The 24,466-nt window shown below is 60.5% G+C and carries 29 protein-coding genes; 14 read left to right on the top strand and 15 right to left on the bottom strand.

All coding sequences use genetic code 11. The annotated features are described in order from the left end of the window. Positions 1-4: 4 nt before the first annotated feature. The 9 genes from DEALK_RS00260 (at position 5) to DEALK_RS00300 (ending at position 12,169) form a co-directional block, all read left to right on the top strand. A complete protein-coding gene (locus DEALK_RS00260; protein WP_186007561.1) occupies positions 5-721 on the top strand; it encodes a sulfite exporter TauE/SafE family protein in 717 nt (238 codons plus the stop codon). Between the two features lie 109 nt (positions 722-830). Beyond that, complete coding sequence (locus DEALK_RS00265; protein WP_058437617.1) at positions 831-2,306, top strand: M1 family metallopeptidase; 1,476 nt, start codon at positions 831-833, stop codon at positions 2,304-2,306. Positions 2,307-2,451: 145 nt separating this feature from the next. Next, positions 2,452-2,949, top strand: a complete 498-nt coding sequence (locus DEALK_RS00270; protein WP_058437619.1) for a hypothetical protein — start codon at positions 2,452-2,454, stop codon at positions 2,947-2,949. 34 nt (positions 2,950-2,983) lie between these two features. Next, entirely contained in the window at positions 2,984-5,137 is a 2,154-nt protein-coding gene (locus DEALK_RS00275) for an exo-alpha-sialidase (protein WP_058437620.1), read from the top strand. A 76-nt stretch (positions 5,138-5,213) separates the two neighbouring features. After that, the gene (locus DEALK_RS00280) at positions 5,214-7,763 is read left to right on the top strand and encodes an ABC transporter substrate-binding protein (protein WP_144437039.1); all 2,550 of its coding nucleotides are present in this window, start codon (positions 5,214-5,216) and stop codon (positions 7,761-7,763) included. Between the two features lie 23 nt (positions 7,764-7,786). Further along, a complete protein-coding gene (locus DEALK_RS00285) occupies positions 7,787-8,830 on the top strand; it encodes an ABC transporter permease (protein WP_058437622.1) in 1,044 nt (347 codons plus the stop codon). Continuing rightward, positions 8,831-10,264 carry an ABC transporter permease gene (locus DEALK_RS00290; protein WP_058437624.1) on the top strand — a complete coding sequence of 478 codons (1,434 nt, stop codon included), beginning with the start codon at positions 8,831-8,833 and terminating at the stop codon, positions 10,262-10,264. Further along, positions 10,251-11,207, top strand: a complete 957-nt coding sequence (locus DEALK_RS00295; protein ID WP_058437626.1) for an ABC transporter ATP-binding protein — start codon at positions 10,251-10,253, stop codon at positions 11,205-11,207. The genes DEALK_RS00290 and DEALK_RS00295 overlap by 14 nt, the downstream gene beginning before the upstream one ends. Beyond that, positions 11,204-12,169 carry an oligopeptide/dipeptide ABC transporter ATP-binding protein gene (locus tag DEALK_RS00300; protein ID WP_058437628.1) on the top strand — a complete coding sequence of 322 codons (966 nt, stop codon included), beginning with the start codon at positions 11,204-11,206 and terminating at the stop codon, positions 12,167-12,169. Before DEALK_RS00295 ends, DEALK_RS00300 begins: the two co-directional genes overlap by 4 nt. Here DEALK_RS00300 and DEALK_RS00305 read toward each other — a convergent pair. The 4 genes from DEALK_RS00305 to ybeY are packed head-to-tail and all read right to left on the bottom strand — an operon-like array spanning position 12,111 to position 14,350. Next, a complete protein-coding gene (locus tag DEALK_RS00305; protein ID WP_058437630.1) occupies positions 12,111-12,710 on the bottom strand; it encodes a GNAT family N-acetyltransferase in 600 nt (199 codons plus the stop codon). The genes DEALK_RS00300 and DEALK_RS00305 overlap by 59 nt on opposite strands. Beyond that, a complete protein-coding gene (locus DEALK_RS00310) occupies positions 12,707-13,276 on the bottom strand; it encodes a flavin reductase family protein (protein ID WP_058437632.1) in 570 nt (189 codons plus the stop codon). Before DEALK_RS00310 ends, DEALK_RS00305 begins: the two co-directional genes overlap by 4 nt. A gap of 22 nt (positions 13,277-13,298) precedes the next feature. Then, positions 13,299-13,868: a flavodoxin family protein gene (locus DEALK_RS00315; protein WP_058437634.1), complete on the bottom strand. Its 570-nt coding sequence runs from the start codon at positions 13,866-13,868 to the stop codon at positions 13,299-13,301. Further along, entirely contained in the window at positions 13,865-14,350 is a 486-nt protein-coding gene (ybeY, locus tag DEALK_RS00320; protein ID WP_058437637.1) for an rRNA maturation RNase YbeY, read from the bottom strand. Before ybeY ends, DEALK_RS00315 begins: the two co-directional genes overlap by 4 nt. Before the next feature lie 160 nt (positions 14,351-14,510). On the opposite strand from ybeY, the gene DEALK_RS00325 reads away from it, so the two are divergent. Both DEALK_RS00325 and DEALK_RS00330 read left to right on the top strand, forming a co-directional pair. Beyond that, positions 14,511-15,074, top strand: a complete 564-nt coding sequence (locus DEALK_RS00325; RefSeq protein WP_058437638.1) for an AAA family ATPase — start codon at positions 14,511-14,513, stop codon at positions 15,072-15,074. A 34-nt stretch (positions 15,075-15,108) separates the two neighbouring features. Continuing rightward, positions 15,109-15,603 (top strand): deoxycytidylate deaminase, encoded by a 495-nt coding sequence (locus tag DEALK_RS00330; RefSeq protein ID WP_058437640.1) that lies wholly within the window; start codon positions 15,109-15,111, stop codon positions 15,601-15,603. A gap of 290 nt (positions 15,604-15,893) precedes the next feature. Here DEALK_RS00330 and DEALK_RS00340 read toward each other — a convergent pair whose 3' ends face one another. The 6 genes from DEALK_RS00340 to DEALK_RS00365 form a co-directional block, all read right to left on the bottom strand. Then, a complete protein-coding gene (locus tag DEALK_RS00340) occupies positions 15,894-17,309 on the bottom strand; it encodes a hypothetical protein (RefSeq protein WP_058437644.1) in 1,416 nt (471 codons plus the stop codon). Continuing rightward, positions 17,306-17,755 carry a hypothetical protein gene (locus tag DEALK_RS00345; RefSeq protein WP_144437040.1) on the bottom strand — a complete coding sequence of 150 codons (450 nt, stop codon included), beginning with the start codon at positions 17,753-17,755 and terminating at the stop codon, positions 17,306-17,308. The genes DEALK_RS00340 and DEALK_RS00345 overlap by 4 nt, the downstream gene beginning before the upstream one ends. Before the next feature lie 211 nt (positions 17,756-17,966). Further along, positions 17,967-18,497, bottom strand: coding sequence for a hypothetical protein (locus DEALK_RS00350; protein WP_058437646.1), 531 nt, complete (start codon positions 18,495-18,497; stop codon positions 17,967-17,969). 166 nt (positions 18,498-18,663) lie between these two features. Beyond that, positions 18,664-19,071 carry a DUF6941 family protein gene (locus DEALK_RS00355; protein WP_058437647.1) on the bottom strand — a complete coding sequence of 136 codons (408 nt, stop codon included), beginning with the start codon at positions 19,069-19,071 and terminating at the stop codon, positions 18,664-18,666. A 39-nt stretch (positions 19,072-19,110) separates the two neighbouring features. After that, a complete protein-coding gene (locus DEALK_RS00360; protein WP_058437648.1) occupies positions 19,111-19,302 on the bottom strand; it encodes a DUF308 domain-containing protein in 192 nt (63 codons plus the stop codon). Continuing rightward, complete coding sequence (locus DEALK_RS00365; protein ID WP_058437649.1) at positions 19,302-19,562, bottom strand: hypothetical protein; 261 nt, start codon at positions 19,560-19,562, stop codon at positions 19,302-19,304. Before DEALK_RS00365 ends, DEALK_RS00360 begins: the two co-directional genes overlap by 1 nt. An 82-nt stretch (positions 19,563-19,644) precedes the next feature. Here DEALK_RS00365 and DEALK_RS00370 point away from each other — a divergent pair, with 82 nt between their 5' ends. Beyond that, the gene (locus tag DEALK_RS00370) at positions 19,645-19,875 is read left to right on the top strand and encodes a hypothetical protein (protein WP_058437651.1); all 231 of its coding nucleotides are present in this window, start codon (positions 19,645-19,647) and stop codon (positions 19,873-19,875) included. Positions 19,876-19,905: 30 nt separating this feature from the next. After that, positions 19,906-20,082, top strand: a complete 177-nt coding sequence (locus DEALK_RS09890; RefSeq protein ID WP_144437041.1) for a bacterioferritin-associated ferredoxin — start codon at positions 19,906-19,908, stop codon at positions 20,080-20,082. Between the two features lie 448 nt (positions 20,083-20,530). On the opposite strand, the gene DEALK_RS00375 is transcribed toward DEALK_RS09890, so the two are convergent. Beyond that, complete coding sequence (locus DEALK_RS00375) at positions 20,531-20,953, bottom strand: iron chaperone (protein WP_058437653.1); 423 nt, start codon at positions 20,951-20,953, stop codon at positions 20,531-20,533. Between the two features lie 150 nt (positions 20,954-21,103). On the opposite strand from DEALK_RS00375, the gene DEALK_RS00380 reads away from it, so the two are divergent. Continuing rightward, positions 21,104-21,454: a DUF2200 domain-containing protein gene (locus DEALK_RS00380; RefSeq protein ID WP_058439989.1), complete on the top strand. Its 351-nt coding sequence runs from the start codon at positions 21,104-21,106 to the stop codon at positions 21,452-21,454. A gap of 27 nt (positions 21,455-21,481) precedes the next feature. Here the strand turns inward: DEALK_RS00380 and DEALK_RS10315 are convergent, their stop codons facing one another. The 4 genes from DEALK_RS10315 to DEALK_RS00395 all read right to left on the bottom strand — a co-directional run bounded on the left by DEALK_RS10315 (position 21,482) and on the right by DEALK_RS00395 (position 24,459). After that, a complete protein-coding gene (locus DEALK_RS10315; protein ID WP_275477469.1) occupies positions 21,482-21,610 on the bottom strand; it encodes a hypothetical protein in 129 nt (42 codons plus the stop codon). A 356-nt stretch (positions 21,611-21,966) separates the two neighbouring features. Beyond that, entirely contained in the window at positions 21,967-22,176 is a 210-nt protein-coding gene (locus DEALK_RS00385) for a hypothetical protein (protein WP_058437655.1), read from the bottom strand. Between the two features lie 89 nt (positions 22,177-22,265). Then, on the bottom strand, positions 22,266-24,218 hold the full coding sequence (locus tag DEALK_RS00390; protein ID WP_058437657.1) for a hypothetical protein: 1,953 nt from the start codon (positions 24,216-24,218) through the stop codon (positions 22,266-22,268). Further along, entirely contained in the window at positions 24,211-24,459 is a 249-nt protein-coding gene (locus DEALK_RS00395; protein ID WP_058437659.1) for a hypothetical protein, read from the bottom strand. Before DEALK_RS00395 ends, DEALK_RS00390 begins: the two co-directional genes overlap by 8 nt. Positions 24,460-24,466 lie beyond the last annotated feature (7 nt).

Raw genomic sequence — 24,466 nt, forward strand, 5'->3', positions numbered from 1 at the left:
AATCATGTTCGCTTTCTTCGCGGCTTCTTTCGCTGCGGCAGCCGTAGCTTCAGTCACCGCCTTCGGAACTGCTACACTGCTGATCCCGGTTGCCTCACTCATCCTCGACCTGCGCCAGGCGATCGTCCTTGTGGCGTTTTTCCACTTTTTCTCCAACGCTTTTCGGTTGATGTCGCTGTGGCGGCACATAGACCGCCATACGGCACTTCTCTACGGCGTCCCGGCGGTCGTCTTTGCCTTCATTGGCGCCTGGCTCTTCGGCAATATAGAAACCGGAGCCTTATCTCTGATATTCGCCGTTTTCATCATCGCTTTCGCTGTATTTTCACTGATTAAACCCGATTTTCGGCTGCCTGATTCTGATCGGACGCTGGTTACCGGCGGCGTCTTATCAGGGCTTTCCGCCGGGCTGCTTGGCCTGGCAGGCGCAATCCGCTCCATGTTCCTGATTTCGACAAAAATGTCCAAAGAAACATATGTAGCTACCGCGGCGGCTATTTCCGTAGTGGTGGATATCACGCGTATTTCGGTCTACACCGCTAACCGGGAGCTGTCTGGCGAGAACTACTGGCTGATCTTGCCGTTAATTGCCATCGCCTTTGGCGGGACCTATGTCGGCACCCGCGTTCTCAAGAATATCAGCCACCGGACGGTGCGCTTTTCGGTCCTGTTTTTACTCATCATAATAGGGATTCAGACGATTCTTGCCGAGTTAAGGTGACTTTGATCTCCCAAGCAGACCGATACGCAGAAATTCCTCAATTACACTCCTCCCAGAACGACGGTGCTTATTCTCACCTTCCCTGCCCTCTCCGTGCTAGAATTGCTCCGTGAAAATACCCATATTCCTCGTTAGGCTTTTCACCACCGCCTGCATCATCTTGACGCTGGCCGGAGCATCAGCCTGCGGCCGGCCGGAGACCGCCCTCCTCGGCGGCAGCTGGGACGACCTTTCGGTATACCGCGACAACCTGATCCAGTCCGGAGAAGCAGCCCTGGACTCTCTCCAGGAAGCTTCGGTCTATCACATGGACCTGACCATTGACTCGTCGCTGCAAACCATCGGCGGCCGCCTGCAAGTCCGTTACACCAACCGTGAAGGCGAGGCTCTGACCGAAATCTATTTCCAGCTTTTCCCCAATTCAGCCGGGGGCAGCGTCACAATCTCTGAAGTGCGGCTGGACGGCCGGCCGGTAGAAGCCGCGGTTATCTCCGGCGGCACGACCCTCAGGGTGCCGCTGGTCCGGCCGCTTCAGCCTGGGGCGGCGGTCACGGCCCAGCTGGACTTCACCGTCGCCATCCCCCGCAGCCTCGGCGGCAATACCGGGTTATTCGGCTATTTCAACGGCATTCTCACCCTGGATTGCTTCTATCCGGTCATCCCGGTGAACGACGATTCAGGCTGGCATATCGGACCGGCACCCGGCGGCGGCGATCATACGTTTCTGGACACGTCTTTCTATCTGGTCAGAGTCAGAGCGCCGGCGTCATTGACTCTGGCGGCCTCCGGAGTCGAAACGGCGCGCTCAGTTGACGGCGCCGACCAGGTAGTCACGTTCGCCGCCGGCCCGGCCAGGGATTTTTTTCTGGCCGGAAGCGATAAATATGCCAAAGTGAGCGCGACATCCGGAGAAACAACGATCAATTCATACTACCTGCCGGGGCTGGAGGGCGGCGCCGATACCGCTTTAAAAACCGCTGCTGAGGCCCTTGAAACCTTCAACCGGAGACTGGGCGAATACCCGTATACCGAATTGGATATCGTGCCGCTGCCGCTGCAGGGCGGGGGCATCGGTATTGAGTACCCCGGGATTTTCGGTGTCGCCGCCAGCGTCTATCCTCTCGAGCTTACCCTGAAAACAACTGTCGTCCATGAAGCGGCGCACCAGTGGTTCTATAACGCCGTCGGCAACGACCAGATCAATCAGCCGTGGCTTGACGAGGCGGTCAGCCAATATTTCACCGGACTATTCTTCCTCGACACCGAAGGCCCGGCCGGCTGGAACAGATCCCTGACCGAGTGGCGCAATTTCTGGAACCGCGCCGGCTCAACACCGATTCCAATCGGGTTGGCGGTTGGCGATTATAGCCTCAACCGCTACGGGCCGATAGTCTATGGGCGCGGCCCGTTATTCCTTAACGCCCTGGCTGCCGAGATCAGCCAGTCGGCGTTTGAGGAGTGCTTCCGCGGCTACTACCAGGCTAACATCTGGGGCATTACGACGACGGCATCCTTTCAAGCCTGGTTTGAAGCCTGCTCCGGGAAAGACCTGGATGCCATTTTTTCAGTTTGGGTGTTGCCGTAGCCGTTCCGCCGGGGCTGGCGCAAAGCCGAAATCCAACGAATTCCACGTTAACAGGTGGTTGTAATTTTCCCTGATTTGCATTAAGCTTTCATATATTTCCCGGTACCCCATCTCGGTTGCGGACAGTTTGTCCGGGGAGAATGAGATGAAACGCTGGCGCTGGCTGCTCCCAATCGTAACGTTGGTAATGCTGTTACCGGGATGTACCTCAAACGCCAAGTACCAGGAAGCTCTGGATCAAAACGCCGCCCTGGCATCACAGGTTGCCGACTTAAACAGCCAGATCACCAATCTCAGCGGCCAGATTTCAACTCTTCAAACGAACTACGAGAAAATCTCCAAGGTGTTTCCACCCCGTGATTTTGCCAGCCTGCAGGAACTGAAGGACTGGCTGGCCAAGGACAAAACCGACCAGCAGCCCGCTCCGGCAACCATCGAAGAATTATATTCCCGAGGTTTGAAGATGCAGCTGGCGGCTCTGAATGACGGCTTCATCATTTCGATCGATCAGGAATTCGTCACTGACGCCTTTTTCTTCATCTTCGGCATCGCGGTGGTTAATAATGAAATCTGGGTCTGGGACATTGAGGACGATGACCTTTACCAGCCGATCGGCTGGGGCACGGTTACCCGTAATTCCTGAGATGTAAATACTTGCCGTCTTAATGGAGGGGATAATGCGCAAAACAATTCTTACCGGCCTCATTGTGCTCCCGATAATCCTGATGGGATTCGCTGTGCCGGCAGCCGCGGCTGACCCTCCCAGAGAAGTCAAAACCATCCAGGAAACTCTCGGCGTCAACAACCCGAAGTTCCTATCGGGCGGGGCGTACCTCTATATTACCCACCAGACTCCTTCGCTGGTAAACCTGATCGACAGCGGCATGCTGACCAGCCCTATGCCCGGCAGCACCCAGGCGGTTGGCGGCGCCGCCGCCGCCCTCATTCCCTACCGCAGCCCGGTGGCAAGCTTCAGCCGCAACATTTTAATCTCCAGGGATTTCGGCAACATTACCTACCAGACTGAGCCTCACATCTCGGTCAATCCTAAGGACTCCAACAATTTGATCGTCGGCATGATCGATTACAACTTCCCGGGTGTCGTCACCTATTCCAGTTTTGACGGCGGCGCGACCTGGCAGGGGCCTTTCCAGCCTAAAATCCCGCGGCATCAGTTTGCCGGCGTCGGCGACCCGGTCACTGCCTTCGGCAAAGACGGCACGGCTTATATCTGCCAGATGACGGTGACCCAGGAAAAATTCGAAGTCGGCGGCGTCGTCGGCTACGCCGAGGTGTCTTCGATAATCGTCAGCCGTTCGACCGACGGCGGCCTGACCTGGAGCGAAGCCTCTACCGCCATCCCCGGGGCAGTGTTCACCCAGGACTACCAGGTTCCCGAAGGCGAGCGGGCCCGGGGCGACGTTTACAGCTTTTTTGTTGACAAGCCCTGGATGACGGTCGGCCCTTCGCCGACTAACCCGACCAAAGAGATCATTTATCTTACTTTCACCACCTTCATCGAGGTTGACACCCTGGTGTGGCTCGACGAACTGCCCGGGCTGATGGTGGCCGAGGAAGTAGCGGTTATCGAGATGGTCAGGAGCGAGGACGGCGGCAAGACCTGGACCGAACCGGTTGAGGTCAGCCCGTACGTTTACACCACCGCCCACGGCGCCGAGCAGGACCGCCTGGTGCACGGCTCTCAGCCGATGGTCGCCCCTGACGGCACACTTTATGTCGCCTACATGGACACCTGGCTGGACGGCGCCTGGGAGGGCGACGCCGAAATCATAGTCGCCACATCCAAAGACAAGGGACAGACCTTCACCCGGCGGGCGGCGGCCCATTTTGTGGAGATGGACTATCTGCCGCGGGGCGCCAGCTTCAGGGTTTGGGCTACCGGTTTCCCGCAGACCGCCATCGGCCCCAACGGCGAGATTTATATCGCCTATACCGCCTACCCGAGCGACCGGGCCACCGATTCCGGAGACATCTATATGGTTGCCTCAACCGACGGCGGCCGGACATACTCGCTGCCGAAGAGAGTGAACGATGACGTTTCGGATCACCTCCAGTTCTTCCCTTCCATCTCCACCAGCCCGGACGGCAAAGTCCACATGATGTGGGGTGATACCCGGGATGACCGCGGCGAATTGACCTACCATATCTACTACTCCTCTTCCACCGACGGCGGCAAGACCTGGGCGATGAACGCCAGGGTCACCGACTTCCCGTCCAATCCCAACCTCGGATTCCCCTACGGCGCCTTTATCGGCGACTATTTTTCGATGAAGGCCACCGGCTCCGACGTCTACATGGTCTGGGCCGACAGCCGCCTGGGCGAAGTCATGGGTTACAATCAAAAAATCGGCTTCGCGCGGCAGCGCGCCATGCCGACGCCCCAGCTTTTCCTTTCGCCGCCGGCCGGCGCGGCCGGGCGCGACGTCATCGTCCAGGGCAGCAACTTCCAGCCGGATTCCGAGATTTTCATCTCCATGGGCGGCGTAATCATCAGCACCGGTTTCACCGACCTTCAGGGCAACTTCATGCAGACCATCTATGCCCCGATTGCCGGCGAAGGCGCCCGCGACATCGCCGTCTCCGATATATCCGGCAACGTGGCACTGGCGTCATTTTTTACCGAGTTCGGCTTCGATACCTTTGAAAAAGGCCTGGCTGATCTGTCAACAAAAATTGACGGAATGAACGCCGCGCCGCCGGAAAACGAAGGGGGAAGCAACGACTGGCTGGTGGCCACGCTGGGCGGCGCGCTGTTCGTCAGCCTGCTGGCAGTCCTGGCCCTGTTCATCAGGATGAGGCAATCGAAATAATTCATCAAATCGAAGATAGAACGCGCTGCCGCCACGCTGCCAGCGACGGCGGTGAATAAAGGTGAGGAGGAGAGCCATGTACAGGAGACCGCGGATGGCCGGGAGAGGCTTCGCTATCGTCTTAAGCCTCGTGCTGGCACTGTCTTTCCTCGTCTCGCCGGTGGCAGCCTACACCCCGCCGCACTCCAAACCCGGCCCGGCGGCCGACAAGCTGATATTTAAGGCTTTCAACGTGGACATCGCCCCCGCCGCCCTCCAAAAAGGCGAAATGGATATGTATATCTATTCCCTGAAAACGCTGGCCGCCCAGGAGCTGGCCAAGGTTCAGGGCATCAAGATGTACCAGGCTCCGGCCACTTCAATCGGCTTGATTTTGAATCCGTCGCCGGCGCTGTCAGGGCAATTCAATCCTTTTTCGGTCAAGGCTATCCGGTATGCCATCAACCAGGTCCTCGACCGGAACTATATCGCCCAGCAGATATATCAGGGTTCGGCGCTGCCGATGTATTCCCACCTCTCCTCCGGAGATTACGATTACCGGGTCATCAGTTCGATGGTCTATGAGATGAACCTGGGTTACCAGCCGGAACAGGCGAAGACCACCGTCACCGCAGAGATGCAGAAGGCCGGGTGCACCCTGGTCAGTAACAAGTGGCAGTACCAGGGCAAGCCTGTCGAGTTGAAATTCATCGTCCGCACCGAAGACGAGCGGCGGGTTGTCGGCGACACCATCGCCGCTGAACTCGACAAACTCGGTTTCACCACCCGCATCATCTATCAGCAGTTCGCTCAAGCGATCAACATGGTCTACGCCCAGGATCCGGCATTGCTGCAGTGGCACCTCTACACCGAAGGTTGGAGCAAGGGCGGCGCCGATAAATACGATTCCGGTTTGATCAACCAGATGTACGCTCCCTGGCTGGGCAACATGCCCGGCTGGCAGGAGCAGGGCTTCTGGCAATACCAGAACGCCACCCTCGACGACCTGGGCAAAAAGGTCTATATGGGAACCTTCGCCTCCACTTCCCAGCGCGACGACCTTTACCGACAGATGACCAAGCTGGCGATGGAGGAAGCGGTCAGGCTGTGGGTGGTGACCGCCGTCAACAACTTCGCGGCTAAAAGCACCATGGACGGCGTCACTCAGGACATCGCCGCCGGGCCGAGATCCCTGCTGACGCTGAGAGACGCTTATGTACCCAACCAATCCACGCTGACTATCGGCAACCAGTGGGTGTGGACGGAACGCTCCACCTGGAATCCGGTGGGCGGTTTCGGCGATGTCTACTCATCAGATATCTGGCGCAACATGGTCGACCCGCCGCTGTACAGCCACCCGTTCACCGGACTCCCGGCGGCCTACCGGGCGTCATACACTGTGGAGACCGCCGGTCCGTCAAGCACGCTGGCGGTGCCGGCCGACGCCTTCCGCTGGGACGCCGACAAGGGCAAATTCGCGACCGTGGCCGGCGCCACCCGGGCAACGTCCAAGGTCACCTTTGACTACTCAAAATATTTCCAGTCCAAGTGGCACAACGGCCAGCAGATAGAGATGGCTGACCTGATCTATGCCATCTATCAGTCCTTCGACATGGTCTATAACAAAAACAAGTCGGCCATTGAATTCGCCGCGGCCACGACGACCAAACCGGTACTCGATACTTTCAAAGGGTTTAAGATACTGGATGCCAACCGCATCGAGGTCTACGTAGACTACTGGCATTTCGTACCGGATTACATCGCCTCCTACGCGGTGCCGGCTTCGCTAACCACCCCCTGGGAAATCCTGGCAGCCATGGATAACATCGTCTTCGATAAGCGGCAGGGCGCCTACTCGGACACCGCGGCGGCGCGGTTCAATGTGGACTGGCTGTCCACGGTCAATAAAAGCCACGCGCTCCGCATCAGGACCGTGCTGTCCGGTTTCAAGGATGCCGGGACAGTACCCAACCTGATCTTCGACACCCCACAAACCAGGGTCAGCTTTTCAAGCGCCCCGGCCAGGTATCAGGCTTCAATGGATTTTTACGACAGCTATTCCCACCTGGCGATATCCAACGGGCCTTTCAAACTGGTCAGGTTCGACTCAGCGGCGCAGTATGCCGAGCTGGATGCCTTCCGCGATCCCGGTTATCCTTTCAAACCCGGGGACAAGTACCTCGGGGCGGCGCAACTGGTGGATATCAAGAACGTCACCTCCGGCAAACTGGAGCCGGGCAAAGCGGCGGAAATCACCGTTGAATTGACCGGGACCGGAACGCTGGCGGTGGATTATTCATTAGTGGATCCGGCGACGAGCAAAGTACTTAAGAGCGGCCAGGCGCAGGGCAGCGGCACCAGGTTCACCGTAGCGCTCAGCGCCGCCGATACCCAGAACCTGAAGCAGGGCATCTATTACCTCTATTTGCTGGGATCCAGCGACGCCGTGTCCCAGGTGACAGAACGCCGGGTGGATGTCGACATGGCAGGCGGCGGCGTCATCACCGTACCGGGTGATAACGGCGGCAACAGCGGCGGAGGAGGCGGCGGCGGCATTTCGCCGATGCTGATCGTCATCCCGATCGCCCTGCTGGTCGGCGGCGGGCTGGTGTTCATGATACTCAAAGGCGCCAAGACTAAGAAATAAGGCGGGTGGTGGACCGATAGCCGATGGTATTGAAGCTGCTGGGCCGCGGCCTGACACTGTTCGGCGTCCTGGTTATCGTGCTGCTCATGGTGGTGGTGTCGCTCGGAGCCACCGGCTTCTCCGACCGCATGCTGGAGTCCACCGTCTCCGAGGAGATCCGCGCTTACCGCACCACGCTGTCGCAGACAATCCGTGACCCGGAGGTCCTCGAGGCTACCGTGGCCCAGCGCCGCGCCGAACTTGAGGCCTTTTATCACCTGGACCAGCCGTGGTACACCCGCCTGCCGGACACCATCAAACGGGTGGTCACCTTCGACCTGGGCGAAGCCCGGACGCTAAGGACGACCGAAGGGTCACCGCGCGTCGCCGACCTTTTAGCCGAGCGCCTGGGCAACACCATCCTGCTCATCACCACCGCTTCGGTCATCACTTCCATTCTGGGACTATTAATCGGGCCGCGCCTGGCCGCCCGCGCCGGCACGAGACTCGACCGCGCCGCCTGCCTGGCGCTGGCGGTGTCATATGCCCTGCCCGCCTGGTGGGTCGGCATCTTCTTCGTCCTCTTCTTCGCCTTCGAATGGGGCATCTTCCCCTACGGCGGGCTGCTGTCGGCGCCGCCGCCGGACGGCGCCCTGGCCCGGTTGGGCGATATGGCCTGGCACGCCGCGCTGCCGGTGGCCGCTCTGGTGGTGGTCTCCTTCGGCTCCTGGGCTTATGCCGTGCGGACGATGGTCCTTAATACCGCCCAGGAACCTTTCGTCACCGTAGGCAAGGCCAAGGGCTTGCCCCAGAACCTCATCGAGCGCCGCTATATCCTCCGAGCGGCGGCGCCGCCGATAGTCACCTCCCTCATCCTCGGCCTGGCGGGTTCGCTGGGCGGCGCCATCCTGACCGAGACAGTGTTCAACTGGCCGGGCATGGGCCGCCTATACTATGACGCCATCATCGCCGCCGACGAGACGGTCATCGTCGCGTTGACCTTCGTCTTCACGCTGATCTACCTGGCCGCCCGATTCGTCCTGGAAGTCCTTTACCTCTGGCTGGACCCGCGCATCCGGTATACCTAAATGAAACCCAAAGACATATTACGGACGCTGCTCTCGAGCTGGGTGGGGCGTATCGGCGCCGCCTTCCTGGCGCTGATGCTTCTAGTTTCCGTGTTCGTCTTGGCCACCTACCCGCTGGACTTCGGCAAGAAGGTCTGGAACAATCCGGTTTATTGGGCGGACTACCCCCAGAGCGCGCCGCCGGCCTGGACCAATACCTTTTCCTCCGGCGCCAGGGTGTCCCATACCATCTTCACCGCCGATGAACCGTACGACGTCGTCACCGACAGCACCGGCCGATACTTGATCTACCGCTTCAATCTCGGTTATGACTACGATGAATTCCCGGCTTTCACCTCATTTTCCCTGTCCGGGGTGACCTTCAGCGACCGCCCGCCGATATTGTCGCTGTCCATCCTCCGCCCCGACGGCAAAGAGGTGCTGCTGCTCCGCCACATCGTACCCGGAGCGGCGGCCGGCGAGACCGCGCCTTACAGCCGCTACTCCGAAACGCCCTTCCGCGTCTACTTGACCGGCGACCAGGCGGTGGCCTACAACGTTCGGGACTTTGCCGCCGGCGAACTGGGCCTGTCGCTGTCCCTGGCGGAGGTCCAGGCCAAACCGGAGGCGATCGTCTTCGGCCAGCCGGACGGCGCCGGCGGTTTCATGCCGCTGCCGGGTGAATACCGCATCAACGTCACCGCCCTGACTTACGCCGACGCTGATACCATCGCCGAGGTGAAATACGTCCTGGGCGGCACCGTCTACGGTCTGATGGGTACCGATTCTTTAGGCCGCGATCTGGCGAGGGGCTTGCTCTTCGGCTTTCCAGTGGCTCTTCTAATCGGTGTGGTCACCAGTGTTTTCATCACCGTCATCGGCACGGCGACGGGCATCGTCTCCGGCTACGTCGGGGGCAAGACCGACACCTTCATCCAGCGGCTGTGCGACGTTTTAGCCAACGTTCCGCTCCTGCCGATCCTCATCTTCCTGGCCTTCATCATCGGCCAGAAGCTCTGGCTGGTCATCCTTATCATGGTCGTCTTCGGCTGGCCGGGCCTGACTATCATCACCCGCAGCATGGTGATGCAGCACGCCGCCTCGCAACTCGTCGAGGCTACTCGGGCGCTGGGCGCCAGCCCATCGCGCATCATGTTCCGCCACGTCCTGTTCCAGATCGGACCGTTCGTCCTGTCGCAGATGATCTTCTCGACACCCGGAGCGATACTGGCCGAAGCGGGACTTTCCTTTCTTGGTCTGGGCGACCCGTCGATACCCACCTGGGGCCAAATTCTCGAGAGCGGCTTTTCGACCGGCGCCGTCTACGTCGGCTACTGGTGGTGGGTGCTGCCGCCAGGTCTTCTGGTGGTCTTTGCCGCCATGACCTTCGTGCTATTGGCCCTGGGTTTAGAGCCTGTAGTCAATCCCAGATTGAGGCAACATGGCACTGCTTGAAGTTAAAGATCTCAGGATCAGCTACGAGACCGGCGGCGGGCGCCTGGCGGCCGTCGGCGGTGTCTCCTTCGAGGTCAGCGAGGGCGAGACGCTGGCAGTTGTCGGCGAATCCGGCGCCGGCAAATCCTCGCTGTCGCTGGGGCTGATGCGCCTCTTGCCCCGTAACGCCTTATCGCCCGAAGGCCGTGTATTCCTCGACGGTGTCGAGTGCCTCAGTCTGTCAGAGGAGGAGTTCAGGAAACAGGTGCGCTGGAAGAAGCTGTCGATGGTCTTCCAGGGGGCGATGGACTCGCTACACCCGGTCAGGCGCGTGGGCGACCAGATTGCCGAACCGCTGCTCCTGGACGGGCGAACCGATAAAACGGCGGCCTTTGGGCGGGTCGCCGAGCTTTTAAGCCTCGCCCGGCTGCCAACGGATATCTCCCGCCGCTACCCCCACGAGCTGTCCGGCGGCATGAAGCAGCGGGTGATGATCGCCATGGCCCTGGCCTGTTCACCTAAGCTGGTCATCCTCGATGAGCCGACCTCGGCCCTGGACGTCATCATCCAGGCGCAGATAATGAATCTGCTGAAACAGTTGAAGCGCGACTTGAAGCTCGGCAGCCTGTTTGTTACCCACGACCTGGCGCTGGCCTCGGACCTGGCTGACCGCATCGCCGTGATGTACGCCGGGGAGTTCGTCGAGATCGGGACGGCGGAGCAGGTGCTCGGGTCGCCCAGGCATCCCTACACCAAAAAGCTGCTGGGCAGCATCCCCAGCCTCTACGACGACCGACGCCCGGAGTTCATCCCGGGCACACCGCCCAAAATGACTTCGCCGCCCGCCGGCTGCTACTTCTCGCCGCGGTGCCCGGAGGCCTGCGAGCTCTGCTCAACCCATCCCGAACTAATCGTCTGTGGCACCGGACAGCACGCCCGCTGCCACCTGGTGATAGAATCATGACCTCGATGCTGGAACTTAGAAACGTGACCATGGACTTCAAGACTAAAAAGTCGATGTTCAAGACATCGACGGTGCGCGCGGTCGATGAAGCATCGATCTCGGTGGCGCCCGGCGAGACGCTGGGCATCGTCGGCGAGTCCGGCTCCGGCAAGACAACGCTGGCCCGCATCGCCCTGCGGCTGCTGCGGCCGACAGCCGGCGCCGTCATGTTCGACGGCAGCGACATTACCAATCAGCCGGAAAAGCAACTCAAAGATCTGCGCCGCCGAGTCCAGGGCGTTTTCCAGGATCCCTTCGCCTCGCTCGACCCGTTCATGACCATCGGCCAGATTCTGGAGGAGCCCATGGTCATCCATAAAATCGGCGACAGCGCCGGGCGGAAGGACGCCGCGGCGAGGGTCCTCGATGAGGTAAAATTGCGGCCGGCCAAAGACTACCTCGGCGGCTTCACCCACCTGCTTTCAGGCGGCCAGCGGCAGCGGGTAGCCATCGCCCGGGCGCTCCTTCTGAAGCCGGAGTATATCGTCGCCGACGAGCCGGTATCGATGATCGACGCGTCGTCCCGGGCGGAAATCCTGTCGCTCTTCTCCGAACTTCAGCGGAGCCACAACCTGGGCTTTTTGTATATCACCCATGATATCGCCACCGCGGGCTACTTCTGCCACCGCATCGCGGTGATGTATCTCGGGCGAATCGTCGAGACCGGACCGGCGCGCGAACTCATCCGCCGTCCGCAGCACCCCTACACTCAAGCCCTGATCGCCGCAATACCGACACCAGACCCCCAGAACCGCTTCCGGGAGCGGGCGGTCATACCGCTGGAAACGGCATCGTCGAGGGTCAATGCAGGCTGCGCCTTCTTCCCGCGCTGCCCGAAGGCGGAAAAAGGGCGCTGCGATGCTATCAAGCCGGTGGCGGTGGAGGTGGCGGCGGGGCACCGGGTGGAGTGCCTGCGGCAATAATCTTCCGCGGTGGCGGACGATTTTGCCGGTCCAACCGCCACCTGAAGACCCGGCCATCATCGGGGTGGCGATACTCCCCGTCCAAGACCATGCCTATTTTCTTCAACACCGCCTGAGAGGCAAGGCCGTCAGGCAGCGTCTCGGCGCGGACGGCGGTTACATCCGGCTGATGGAAAGCCCAATCGGCGAGCGCCCCGGCTGCCTCGGTGGCGTAGCCCTGGCCCCGATAGGCTTCAATCAGGGAATATCCCAGTTCGACCTCTCCATATTGGTTCGGACGGCCTTTGAAGCCGCCGTCGCCGATAAGCATCCGGTCAGCCCGGTGGATGATGAAGTAAGCGCCGAAACCCCCGAGCTCAGGATCCGATTTCAGCCAGTCAATGACGTAAGCGATGACATCGGCACCGCAAACCGGCCACTGCGGCGGCACCTGGGCGCCCAGCAAAGAAGCGAGTTTGGCCGGCGATTCAGAGAAGGCTTCCAGGGCGGCGATATCTTCCAGGATAAGGTCCAGCCGGGAAGTGGCTATTCTGAAAGTCATGTCTTGAGTTCGGTGCCGATGGAAAAGGCTTTGCCCAGAAACTGCCCCAGCGCCTGGTACTGCGCCTGGCCGGTGGTGTAGACGATGGGGTTGATTTTATTGACATCGGCGCGGCCGTTGGTCAGACACTCCTCCGAAATATGGCACTCGGTGATTCGGCCGATGACCAGCAGGTGGGAGCCGAGGTTGACCGTGGTATGCAGTTCGCATTCCAGGTTAAGAGGGCACTGCTCTATCAGCGGCGCGCCAGGCTGTTTACCGTAGAAGACTTTAAACCGGCAGGCGGCGGCCTTGTCGGTCTTGGCGCCGGAGACGATGCCGCAGTAGTCGGTCTCCCTGACCAGGGAAGCATCCGGGATATTCACCGAAAAGGCCTTGTTCTCCATGATGCCCTTCAGGCTGTGGCGGGTGTGGCGGATGGCGATGGAAACCATCGGCGGGTCGCCGCAGGCGATGCCGCCCCAGGCCACGGTGATGAAATTGGCTTTGCCGGCCGTCAGGCTGCCGACCAGGAAGGCCGGCATGGGATAGAGCAGTGCCTGGGGGCCGAGTTTCAGTTTGGTCATAATGGTACTTTTTACCTCAGGGTTATTCTACCAGCTTGCGGCCGGCTTCGAAAGCCTTTGGCAGGGCGCCTTCGATATTATTGACGGCGCCGGCGCCGTCTACGCCGGAGAAGAACAGCTCGCCGGCGTATTCGATGTCCAGCACGATAAATAACGCCTTGACCGTTGCCCGGGCCGGCTCGAAAAGGGTCTGCCCTTTGCGGCCGCCGGCGGCGATGAACAGGCCTTTACGAGTCTTTTTCGGCTCAATGGGCGGCCGGCCGAGCAGGTATTTGCGCGCCCACAGGCACTGGCAGCGGTCGATGGCGGCTTTGAGCTGGGCGGTGACCGACATGAAGTGCAGCGGCGAGGCGATGATCACCCGGTCGGCGTCAGAGAGGGCTTCGTAGATCAGCCGCATGTCGTCATTCAGCTTGCAGTCGCCGGTGCGGGAACAATAATCGCAGTGGAGGCAGCCGGAGATCTGTAAGGAAGCGACGTCGATGAAGCGGGTAAGCGCGCCGGCGGACTCAGCGCCGCGCAAGGCTTCGTGCAGGAGCTGGCTGGTGTTGCCGCCGAGGCGGGGGCTGCCTGACAGGCCGAGGACGTTCACGAAAGCGAAGGCTCCAGCTCCTTCAGAATCTGCAGCTCACGGTCTTCCATGATTTCGGCATCGTAATCCTTTTCGTGGTCGAAACCCAGGAGGTGCATAATACCGTGGATCAGCAGACGCCCGAGCTCCTTCTTTAGCGGGTGGCCGAACTCAGCCGCCTGCAGCTGCGCCTGGGGCAGGGATATGACTACCTCGCCCAGGTTAATGCCGCCGTTCATCTGGACCGGAAAGTCCGGGTGAGTGGTGGCGTCGGCGGCGGCTTCCCTGACGAAAAAGGAGAACGACAGCACGTCGGTGGGATGGTCTTTATGGCGATAGATACGGTTAAGTTCCCGGATGCGTTCCTGCCCGGTTATATAGATGCCCATTTCAGAGGACGATTCAGCGCATTGGGCGACGAGAATCTGCCGGGCGACGCCGCGGAGCCACGGTACCGACAGGTCCTTTTTGAACTCTTTATCTATGGTTATGTCAATTCTCATAGTCAGGTTTCATTATAGCGTAACAGAAAGCAAGTGTCAGCCGCCGGTGGTTCAGGTCTCAATCCCGCTTTCGTTTGCTATGACCCGCCCTCCATCAACCTCGCGATGGTCCAGACAGGTGTTTGTCCCTTCACCCCTTTTCCACCTATAATGTCCGCCAATGAGTTCTCCCAAAATCATCGCTATGGTGGGCATGGCCGGGGCCGGCAAGACCGAGGCCAGCCGCGTCATGGAGCAGCACGGCTACAGCCGCATCCGCTTCGGCGATGTCACCGACGAAGAGGTGAAACGCCGCGGTCTGCCGCTATCCGAAGCCAACGAGCGCTCCGTCCGCGAGGCGCTGCGCCAGGAGTTGGGCATGGCGGCCTACGCCAAACTCAACCTGGCGCGTATCGACGCCGCCCTGGAAAAGGGACTTGCGGTCATTGACGGCATGTACTCCTGGGAGGAGTATCTGTTCCTCAAGGAGCGCTACGGCGACAAGCTGGCGGTGGCGGCGGTATGGGCTTCGCCGGGGACGAGAGCTAAAAGGCTTTCGACGCGCGCGGTGCGCCCGCTGACCCGTGAGGAAACCTTCTCTCGCGACAAAGCCGAGATCGAGAAGGTGTCCAAAGCCGGTCCCATCGCCGTGGCCGACTACATGATCCTGAACGAGGGCGGCATCGGGGAGCTGAAGGCGCAGGTTGAACAACTCATTCATCAACTGGAAAACATGGACTGTTAACTGTTTATTATCCTAGACTGAAAGCTGACCGCTGATGGCTGATAGCTCTCAACACTTCAAACGACCCGAAACCGACGACTACTTCCTGAAGATCGCCGCCGTGGTCGCGGAGAGATCTACCTGCCGCCGCCACCATGTCGGGGCGGTGGCGGTGAAGTCCAAGCACATACTGACGACAGGCTACAACGGCGCCCCGGCCGGCACCCGCGACTGCCTGGAGCTGGGCTGCCTGCGCGACCAGAACAATATCCCCTCCGGCACCCGCCACGAGATCTGCCGCGCCGTCCACGCCGAACAGAACGTCATCATCCAGGCGGCGCAGCATGGCGTCAATCTGGAAGGCGCCACCGTCTACTGCACCCACACCCCCTGCATCCTGTGCGCCAAGATGCTGGCCAACGCCCGGGTGAAGCGGTTTGTGAGCTTCGGCAAGTACGCCGACGACGCTTTCATTGACCTGTTCAAAGAGGTCGGCATCGAGGTGGAGATCCGGCCGCGGCCGCCGGGGGCGATCGAGTTTCTGGACTAGATCGGGAATCATCTTATCACTCTGACCCACTGCGCCCCCGGCTAGAACTTGATCCGCCATATTACAGCCCAAAACAAAACTACGGCGATTGATCCAAAATACACCAGAATCTGATTCGTTTCATAAAAACCGATGTAGGCCAATACCGCCAGCGTCAAAACTACGCTCAGTATGAAACCCATTATCTTTAATTTAGTGTTATTCTTCTCGTTTCGCTCTTTCATTTCGCGACGGCGTCCATAGCCAATATTATTACCCAGGCGCGACCACTTCAAGAGGTCATCGGAGGTTTATTTTAGAGGTATCCCCACCGCCGCCCGCGGCTCGTACCTGTTCGCCGCCTCTACAACGAGGGCCAGTGACATCACGTAATCATCGTGGCCTTTGGCGGGATCTACGTAGAAGTTGACGGCGCGGTTGGGCCGGTAGTCCGCCGCGGCGTTCTCGAGTTCGGTCCGGCACACCAGGCACTCCGGCGAGTTATCGGGTTTGTAGAGGTGGAGTCTCCCGGTGCCCGCCGCCGCCAGCAGGTTGAAGCCCAGGTCGCTTTTAGAGGCTTGCGTGAAAACGAAAGGAACGATCCGGTGGCCCAGCGACTGCTTCAGGGAGGCGCACAGCGGCCCGCCCAGGCCGGTGGCGTCGGCGGCAAGGCGGCGCAGGCCCCAGCCCCTGGTTATGTCAACAATCTTCGGCAGCAGCAGGCTGAACGGCAGGCCGCTCCAGGCGTAGTGCTGAACGACGCGGATGCCGCGCGCCGTACCAACGGGATTGCCATCGGTCGGGGGAGTTATTAAATCCCCCTCTATCCCCCTTTTTCTAAGGGGGAGGCTTGCCTCGGAGACTTCGGCGATGGTCAGGACGGTCGAGTCGCCGGCGGATTTACCCTCCCCGCCGAAGTCCAGGCCGCCGACATAAGCCGCCCCCGGCCGCGGCGAGCGCTGTCGCGGGTGATCGCCCAGCATCATGATAAGCTGCTCGTCGGTGAAGAAGCCGCCGCCGCCCGCAGCCGGCAGCAGGGCGTACTGCGAGCGGAACGCCGGGTGGTTTTCGCCCAGCCGGAGCCTCTCTCCTTCGACGTAGGCGCGGTAGGCCGGGTTATGTTCGGCGACGGCCTGCCAGTCGTAGCGGAAATGCCGCTTCACCCCGTCAGCCGCCTCCAGTTCCAGATTGCGGCGGCCGACTGTCGAAAGCAGGTCGGTATCGCGCCAGGGCGTGCCGTAGAGCACCGTCGTGGCGTTCATGGCGGCGGCCATCGGCCGGAAGTCCCGGTCGAACTTCTCTATGGCGACGTCCTGGGCTTCGTCAACCTCGAGCAGCAGGTGGGCGGTGTTGCCGACGACGCTGGCCGAAGGCTCGGCCGACAGAAAGACGACCCGCGCCTGGTGAAGCCTGACGATGTGGCCGGACTCAATGGCGTAGTCACCGGCATAGCCCATGGCGTCCAGAAGACCCCGGAGGCGCCTCATGGAGATCATGGCCTGCGGCTCAAAAGTGGGGGCGCATTTGATGATGTTCAGCGGCTCGGCGACGAATTCGTTCAAAAGCCGGGCCTCCAGACAGGCCGAAAGCTCATTCTTGCCGCCCTGACGGGCGATCTCGACGGTAAAGGTCAGACCCCTGCCGCCCCTGACCGAGGCCAGCACCGCCCGCCCGATTTCGAGCTGGTAGGGCCGAAGATCGTCGATGAGGCCGGTGACGGGATTCACTCCTGGAAGGCCTCCACCACCGAAGCGACATCGCCGGCGACGGCCGCAGCGCCCGAAAGCTTGCCGAGAAGGCGACGGGCTTTCTCGATGACGGCGTTATGGCCGGAATACTTGCGGCGGACCATAACCAGCGACAGGGTGCGCATCAGTTCCGACACCAGTTTGGGATCCGGGTCCTCCTTTTCCGCCAGACGCTCGATGATGGAACGCAGGAAAGCGATCTCCTGCTCCAGGCCTTCCATCAACGCCGCTTCGTCAATGACCACCTGGCGGTCAAGGGGCGCCTTTTTGGCGTAGAAGCCGTGGACGAGGGCGTTCTGGTTGCCCGGCTGGCCGCCGACGCGGCGGGGCGGGGCGGCGGAGCCGGATGACCCGGCGACGGATGGCGGGTTCACCGCCGCGTCAAGGGGACCTTGTGGTACAGGTGTGCTGTTTTCTTTATTCATGGCGGGCATTATAGCACAGGCGTTCCTCATGGCCGTCAAGCGACTTTTGTCGTTTTTGGTGCCATCTGGAAAAAATATATTTTGGGAAGCCAGATTGCCGAGGGGGACAAGAAAGATTGCCGCGTCGCTGCGCTCCTCGCAATGACAGGTGGGGATAAACGAAGGAGGCTCTTCTTTCGAAGAGCCTCCTTCCCTATTCAGTTAGCCGCCGCTAGTGGCAGGTTTTACAGCTAGCGTATTCCGGCAGGGTCTTGTGGGTCTTGATCAGCGTGCCGGTAGGCATCGGCGGAATGGCCGGGGCCGGCGGCGGGGCGACAGTGACCGGAGGCGGCGCCACAGTCACCGGAGGAGGAGTTACGGTTACCGGCGGGGGAGCGACGGTGACCGGCGGAGGCTCAACTACCACCGGAGGGGGAAGGGTGACGGCAGGCGGAGGAGGCACTGCCGTCACCGGAGGAGCAACTGTTGCCGCCGGAGGAGCGACCACCGCGGGCTGCTGCGGTTGGGCGGTCGCCGGGGCGGGGGGCGGGGTGGTTATAACGGCGATGAGGGACCCCTGGCCTTCACCCGAGGGATCGCCGATCAAAACCGGCGACTGCGGCAGGGCGTCGGCGTTTATCAAAAGGGTCATCGGATCAACCGCCCTTTCGGGCGCCAGGCTGCCGGCAGCGGCGCCGGTGGCCAGACCGATCCAGATCACCGACCCGGCCAGAGCCAGGTTCATCAAAGTGTGATTCTTCATTCATCTCTCCTTGTCTTCAGATGCGGCGCATCTCTGCGCCTCACCTGTCCAGTGTACACCCTGAAGATTAACCTGAGATGAAATGAAAATTAATTTTTGTTCATAATCCGGCGGTTACGAACGCAACCCGGCAGACGGATAGAGCGGGAGACGCCGGGGTGGGAGGTCAGTCCATGGCCGAGGCGTCGATGAAGGTCTGGCCGAGGAACTGGCCGTTGACCCAGAACTGGAAATCAAAACGGCCTTCGCCGGGGAGGGGCAGCGGGGGGAACTGCAGGTTGAGTTCGATGGTGCCGAGCTTGTTCGGCGAGTTGAATTCGCCCTTGGCTTCGGCCAGGGTCTCGCCGGTGGAGGCGTAGACATACTTGCACTGGAACTGGTACTGGCCTTCGGCCTCGGTCAGCTTGGCGTAGACCGAAACCGGGCGCTTGGCGGGGAACTGCTTGACGTGGATTTTATCGAAGATGCCAAGCAGCGAAATCTTGCCGGTGGTCGGATCCTTGGCGGAGACGTCGCAGACCAGGGCAGCGATAAGGACAGGTTTGGCGTGGCTGAGGGGCTTGGCTTCGTCCATGGCGGCATTGTAGGCGCGTCCGGCGGCGGTGTCAATGAACTATGACGGCTCGTCATGAGTCCAGAAATACTTCACACCCGATACCACGCCGCCGATACAAAGGACGGAGCCGAGCAGCGCGGCAAGGGAGATCCCGGTCATAAACCCTGCCGCGATAAGGACCACGCCGGCGGCGATGACAATAATCCTGGGCCACATCTGGGTGGGGATAACTTTAGGTTCTGTACCCATCAAATGCCGCCGTTGTCCCAGAAGAACCTGACCCCCAGAAACACGCCCAGGGCGACGGACAGCCCGCCGAGGATGGCGAAAATGAAGATATCCGCGGCATGGGCAAGGGAAATGAGCAGCAGGCCGATGGCGATGGGGCTAACCTGACGAAGCAAACCGGGCGGCAGGCCGCGGCGTTCAGCGGCGGCGGTGTAGCGGAAGATGATGCCGATGATGAGCGCCAGCACGGCGAGAAATCCAACGAGATAGAGTATTTCCATCGCGGTTCAATTGTAACACACCGGTCAAAAATAATCGTTGACTTGGGGGTAAAAGCGCCTATAATCTGGACAAAGGAAGGCGATGCCCGACTACTTCTTCCCGGACTACGTCAAGCAGGCCACCCATCGCCGCGTTGACGGCCGGTGCGAATGCACTACCTGCGGCAGCCATGCCGGCAAACGCTGCGATACGCTTTACTGGTCATACCACGACGCTTACTACGTGCCGATCAACCCCAAAGAGCCGCCGGAAATGCACAACTGCAAATTATTGTGCAAAAGGTGCTGGCGGCAGGCGGAAGCCGCCCGGTAGCCGGACGCGACCGAAGAGCCGTCCGGGAGGATGGCACCAATCAGCGAAATGACAGAATTTGTTTGCTATTGCCACCAACATACCAAAGCGGACATCGAAGCCGACCTGATTAAACATCACGGCAGGTCTTCAATCATGGAGAAGATCATGTACCACCGAAAGCAAGGTCTTTGCGAATGCGATACCAAGCATCCGGAGAAGCGGTGATGCCTGCCCGATGTCCGCCGTGTCGTGGACGAGGCCAGGAAATCTATTAAAAAGCCGCGTTCTTGAGGCGATTAGGCTTAACCCACCGCCTTCTTCACCAGAGCGCTGATCCTCGCCTCCTCGGCGGGGGTGAGTTCCTTCAGGGCGAAGGAGGTCAGATGGAGGAATTCTTGGAGCTAATCACAAAAAGTGCGACCGCCACGACTAGTCCGACAAGTGGGTAAAATGGATTTGTTAAACCAAGAAGGAAGTGTGCAAGTGCATTTCCACCGGTACTAACTGGACCTACAATGAAATTGAATATGAACGAAAAAACCAGCCAAACCAAGAAGAATACAATAATCTTCTTCATGTGAAGATTATATCATCGGCGTCAATAATTAAACTCGAACCGAACCGCCAAAATCAAAGAGTGAATAATATTCACTACCGCCAAATACCAGCTTTGTCAGCTTACCGCCTTCTTCACCAGAGCGCTGATCCTCGCCTCCTCGGCGGGGGTGAGTTCCTTCAGGGCGAAGGAGGCCGGCCACATATTGCCATCATCCAGTTTGGCCGAATCGTTGAAGCCGAAGGTGGAATAGCGGGCGCTGAACTTGGCCGCACCCTGGAAGAAGCAGACGACCTTGCCGTCTTTGGCAGCCCAGGCCGGCATGCCGTACCAGGTCCGCGGTTTGAGGCCGGGGGCGGCGGCCTTGACGATCTCGTGGATGCGCCGGGCCGTTGACCTGTCCGGCTCCGGCATCTCACTAATCTTGGCGAGGACGGCGCCTTCCCCCTCCGCCGCTTTGCCGGCCTTCAGTTCATCGAGGCGCTCTTTCATTGCTGCCTTTTCATCTTCAGATAACTGCACGACCTTCTTTTCAGCCATATAATCTCCGCTCGGCGAGGATGCCCCTTCATTGCGGGAAGGGACTCTAATTCACTCTAGCCCGAGCGACGGGTTGTGTCAATTTGGATTCCGGTTTTCCTTTGCCGGGCGGCGTGGTAGATTATGCGAAACTGCACCGAGGAATATGCCGTGGCCAGACACAAGATCTATACGATGAGCGTCGGGCGCGTCTATCCGCTTTATATCGCCAAGGCGGAGAAAAAAGGGCGCACCAAAGCTGAGGTAGATGAAATTATCCGCTGGCTGACCGGCTACAGCCAGTCCGAGTTGGAAGCGCGCCTGAGAGACCAGACCGATTTTGAGACCTTCTTCGCCGAAGCCCCTCTGCTTAACCCGTCCCGGAGCCTGATCACAGGCCTGATTTGCGGCGTCCGGGTGGAGGAAATCGAAGAGCCGACGATGCGGGAAATCCGCTACCTGGACAAGCTGGTGGATGAGCTGGCAAAGGGCAGGGCGATGGAGAAGATTTTACGGAAGTAAGAGCCGCGGGTTGAGGCCCGGGAAAGCCTAGAACACCGCCACCGCCAGCGTGATGACAACTCCAGCGGCTATTACAGCCACCACCAGCAATCTCAGAAGCGAGTTAGTCACATCCAGTTTGTCTAAAAGTTCCTGGATTTTCGATTCATCAGTCATGTCACGGCTCCGCTCTTGGTTCCAGAGTTTTTCTTATAGTACCGCATAATATTTGAACTTACCACACCGCCGCCACCACCGCGTCCGCCGCCGCATCAAGTCGAAAAACATTACCGCCACCTCGCGGCCGGCGGTCAATTCTGCCGCCGGGATTTCGATGACTGTGATACAATGAGCGTATGAAATCCCCGAGTATGGAAGCAGAAAACAAGCTGTATGACAAGGTTAGGAAACCATTTAAGGTTGTTTTCATGGTAATGCTGGGTGTCTTCATCCTCGGGGCAACTCTCCGCCTGATCTATGCGATCTTTGTTCTGTTAACCAACCTATAAATCGCAACCCCGAAGATTTAATACCTACCACACCGCCGCCACCACCGCGTCCGCCGCCCGCATCAGGTCAAAAAACATGACCGCCACCTCGCGGCCGGCGGTCATCTCCGATGCCGGGATGTTGCGGGCGACCGTCAGGTTCTCCAGGTAGGCCTGCGACGAGCCGACAAGCTGCACCGTGGCGGTGTAATTCGTGCCGTTGAAGCTTTTCAGAATCGCTTGCCTGGTGTACATTTTTCCCTCCACTACCGTTCACCCTTCGACAGGCTCAGGGCGAACGGTTCTTTTTAGATTTTCGCTCTCAAGGGGGAATGACTGAACGATTACACGCCCCCGAGTTTCAGTTTCATCTCGTATTTGCCCGCGTCCGGCTGGCAGGCAAGCTCTATGGCATTGACCCGGTAGCGGGCGGCGGACAGGCCGGTAGCCTCGTCGGTGACCTCAACCACGTCGTAAATCTGCTGGCCGCAGTTGGGCGGGACGACGATCTCGCAGCCGGAAGCGGCGGAAGCGGCTTCACGCAGCAGGGTGCCGGCCCAGTTATGGAGCGACGGCGCCGTTGACAGGCCGCGGTCATAACGGCTGCGGCTGCGGGCGCCGGAAGAAACCAGCGACGGCCAGTCGAAGGCCTCCACCACCAGGCCGCCGGCTCCGGCCAGCCGCAGGTGGTTGAATTCAATGGCGGCTTCGGCGGCGCGGCAGGCATGCACCTGATGTCCCCCGCTTTCGCCGGAGGCGCCGAAGGCATACGATGCCGCCTCATCTTCCGCCGGATGCTTCAGGTAGACTGCCCCGGCCTCGACGAACAGCCGGTCAGGCACGAAAGACAGCAGGCGGCGGACGGCCGAAAGGGCGTCGGCGCCGGGGTTGAGACAGAAGTCAGGGTAGAGCGAGGTCAGGGACGATGAGGCCGAGATGGTCTCCAGCCTCAGGCCGCAGCGGGCCGCCAGCCAGGCGATGATGTCCCGGACGCTGTGGGTCGAGGCCGAGGCGTTCCAGCGCAGCAGGTTGCGGGAGCGCCAGTCCCTGAGCGCCTGCCAGCCGTCCGATGCCTCGATGATGATTTTGCCGCCGCGGCGTTCAATGCGGCGCACGGTAAACGACAGGCTGCCGCCGGTCTCGGCGCCGCTTTCGGTGATATAGCCGGGGCTGACCCGGATCTCATCGCCGGGGGCGGCGGGCGGCGGGCCGAGGGCTGAATTATCGAGTTCGATGACCGCCTTGCCTTCGGTCTCGGCCAGGTCGAGGCTGACGCCGGCGGCCGAGGCGGTCAGGTCAGCCTCGTCATTATCGGAGACCGCCCGCCGCACCGAGCTGGCCGAAGACAGCCAGAGGGCGCCGGCCGAGTGAATGATCGAAACGCCGTAGTCGCCGCTGATTTCGAGGGGTTCAGGCTCGGTCCATAGTCCGGAATTGAAGGCGGAACCGGGGACGGTCGAGGCGAGGTAAACGCGGGAACAGGCCTCCGTGCCGGTGAACTTCTCCACGTAAGCGCAGCGGTAAACATCATCACGGTCGAGAAACGCGGCGCGGAACTCGAAACCCTCGGCGGCGGGCGAAGCGGCCAGTTCCGTAAGCTCGCCCCAGGCGCCGGCCGGCAGGGCTCCGCCGTCACCGCAGACCAGCGACCACAATCGGAAGTTGCCGGACGAGTCGCGGCCGGTGATGACCAGGTTCCAGTCGCCGTCATAGGCGCAAGCCACGCCGGACAGGGCGCCGGTCGACTTGTTCCAGGCGGCCTTGGCCTGCCACGCCCCGCCAACCCGCTTCTTGACGTAGAGGGTGGCCTGGTCGGCGAAGAAGAGCGCCAGGTCGCCATTGGGTTTATAGGCCGCGGCGATGCCGCCGCAGGCGGTGGTCGGCGAGTAATCTATGAGTTCCGGCGCGCCGAAGCTTGCGCCATAGTTCACCGATTTGAAGCGGCGGATGCTGCGGTCGCTCTTGATCCAGCAGATGGAGGCCTCCGCGGCAAGCGCAGCGCAGGCGACGGCCACGGCGTTGTACTCATTGGCGTAGGTCCACTGGGAAAAATCGCTCGACTCGTCCGGAGAAACAACCCGCTGGCGGTAGAGCTTGCGGGAATCGGCGGCGGTGCCGAGGCGGGCGCGGATGAGCGAGCCGTCGCCGGCCAGCGCTGCGGCGTGGCAGTTTTCCGGCTCGGCGCCGGAATAGAGCGCCCGCCAGGCGGGGCGGGTCTTGCGTAAAACGACTGAAACGACTGCCTGGCGCGACGGCGAGGACTGCGCGGCTAACAGCGGCGGCGAAAGTTCACGCATCGGCGTCACCCTGCTGGCCGGGAACGTAATCCTTGCCCCAGAAAAGGTGCCCCGCCACGTAGCCGATGGTGAAACTGAACAGCCGGCCCAGGAGATAGTCGAAGCCGTTCTTGCCGATGAAGTAGCCGCCCAGCATCAGCCCGGCGATCCACAGCCACTCGTAGCGGTGCCACAGGTCGCGCAGGATGTAGGTCCACGGCCGCCCGCCGAGGCGCGACCATAACATTCGATACAAATCCATCTTTCTC

The sequence above is a fragment of the Dehalogenimonas alkenigignens genome, assembly GCF_001466665.1.
Classification (GTDB): Bacteria; Chloroflexota; Dehalococcoidia; order Dehalococcoidales; family Dehalococcoidaceae; genus Dehalogenimonas; species Dehalogenimonas alkenigignens.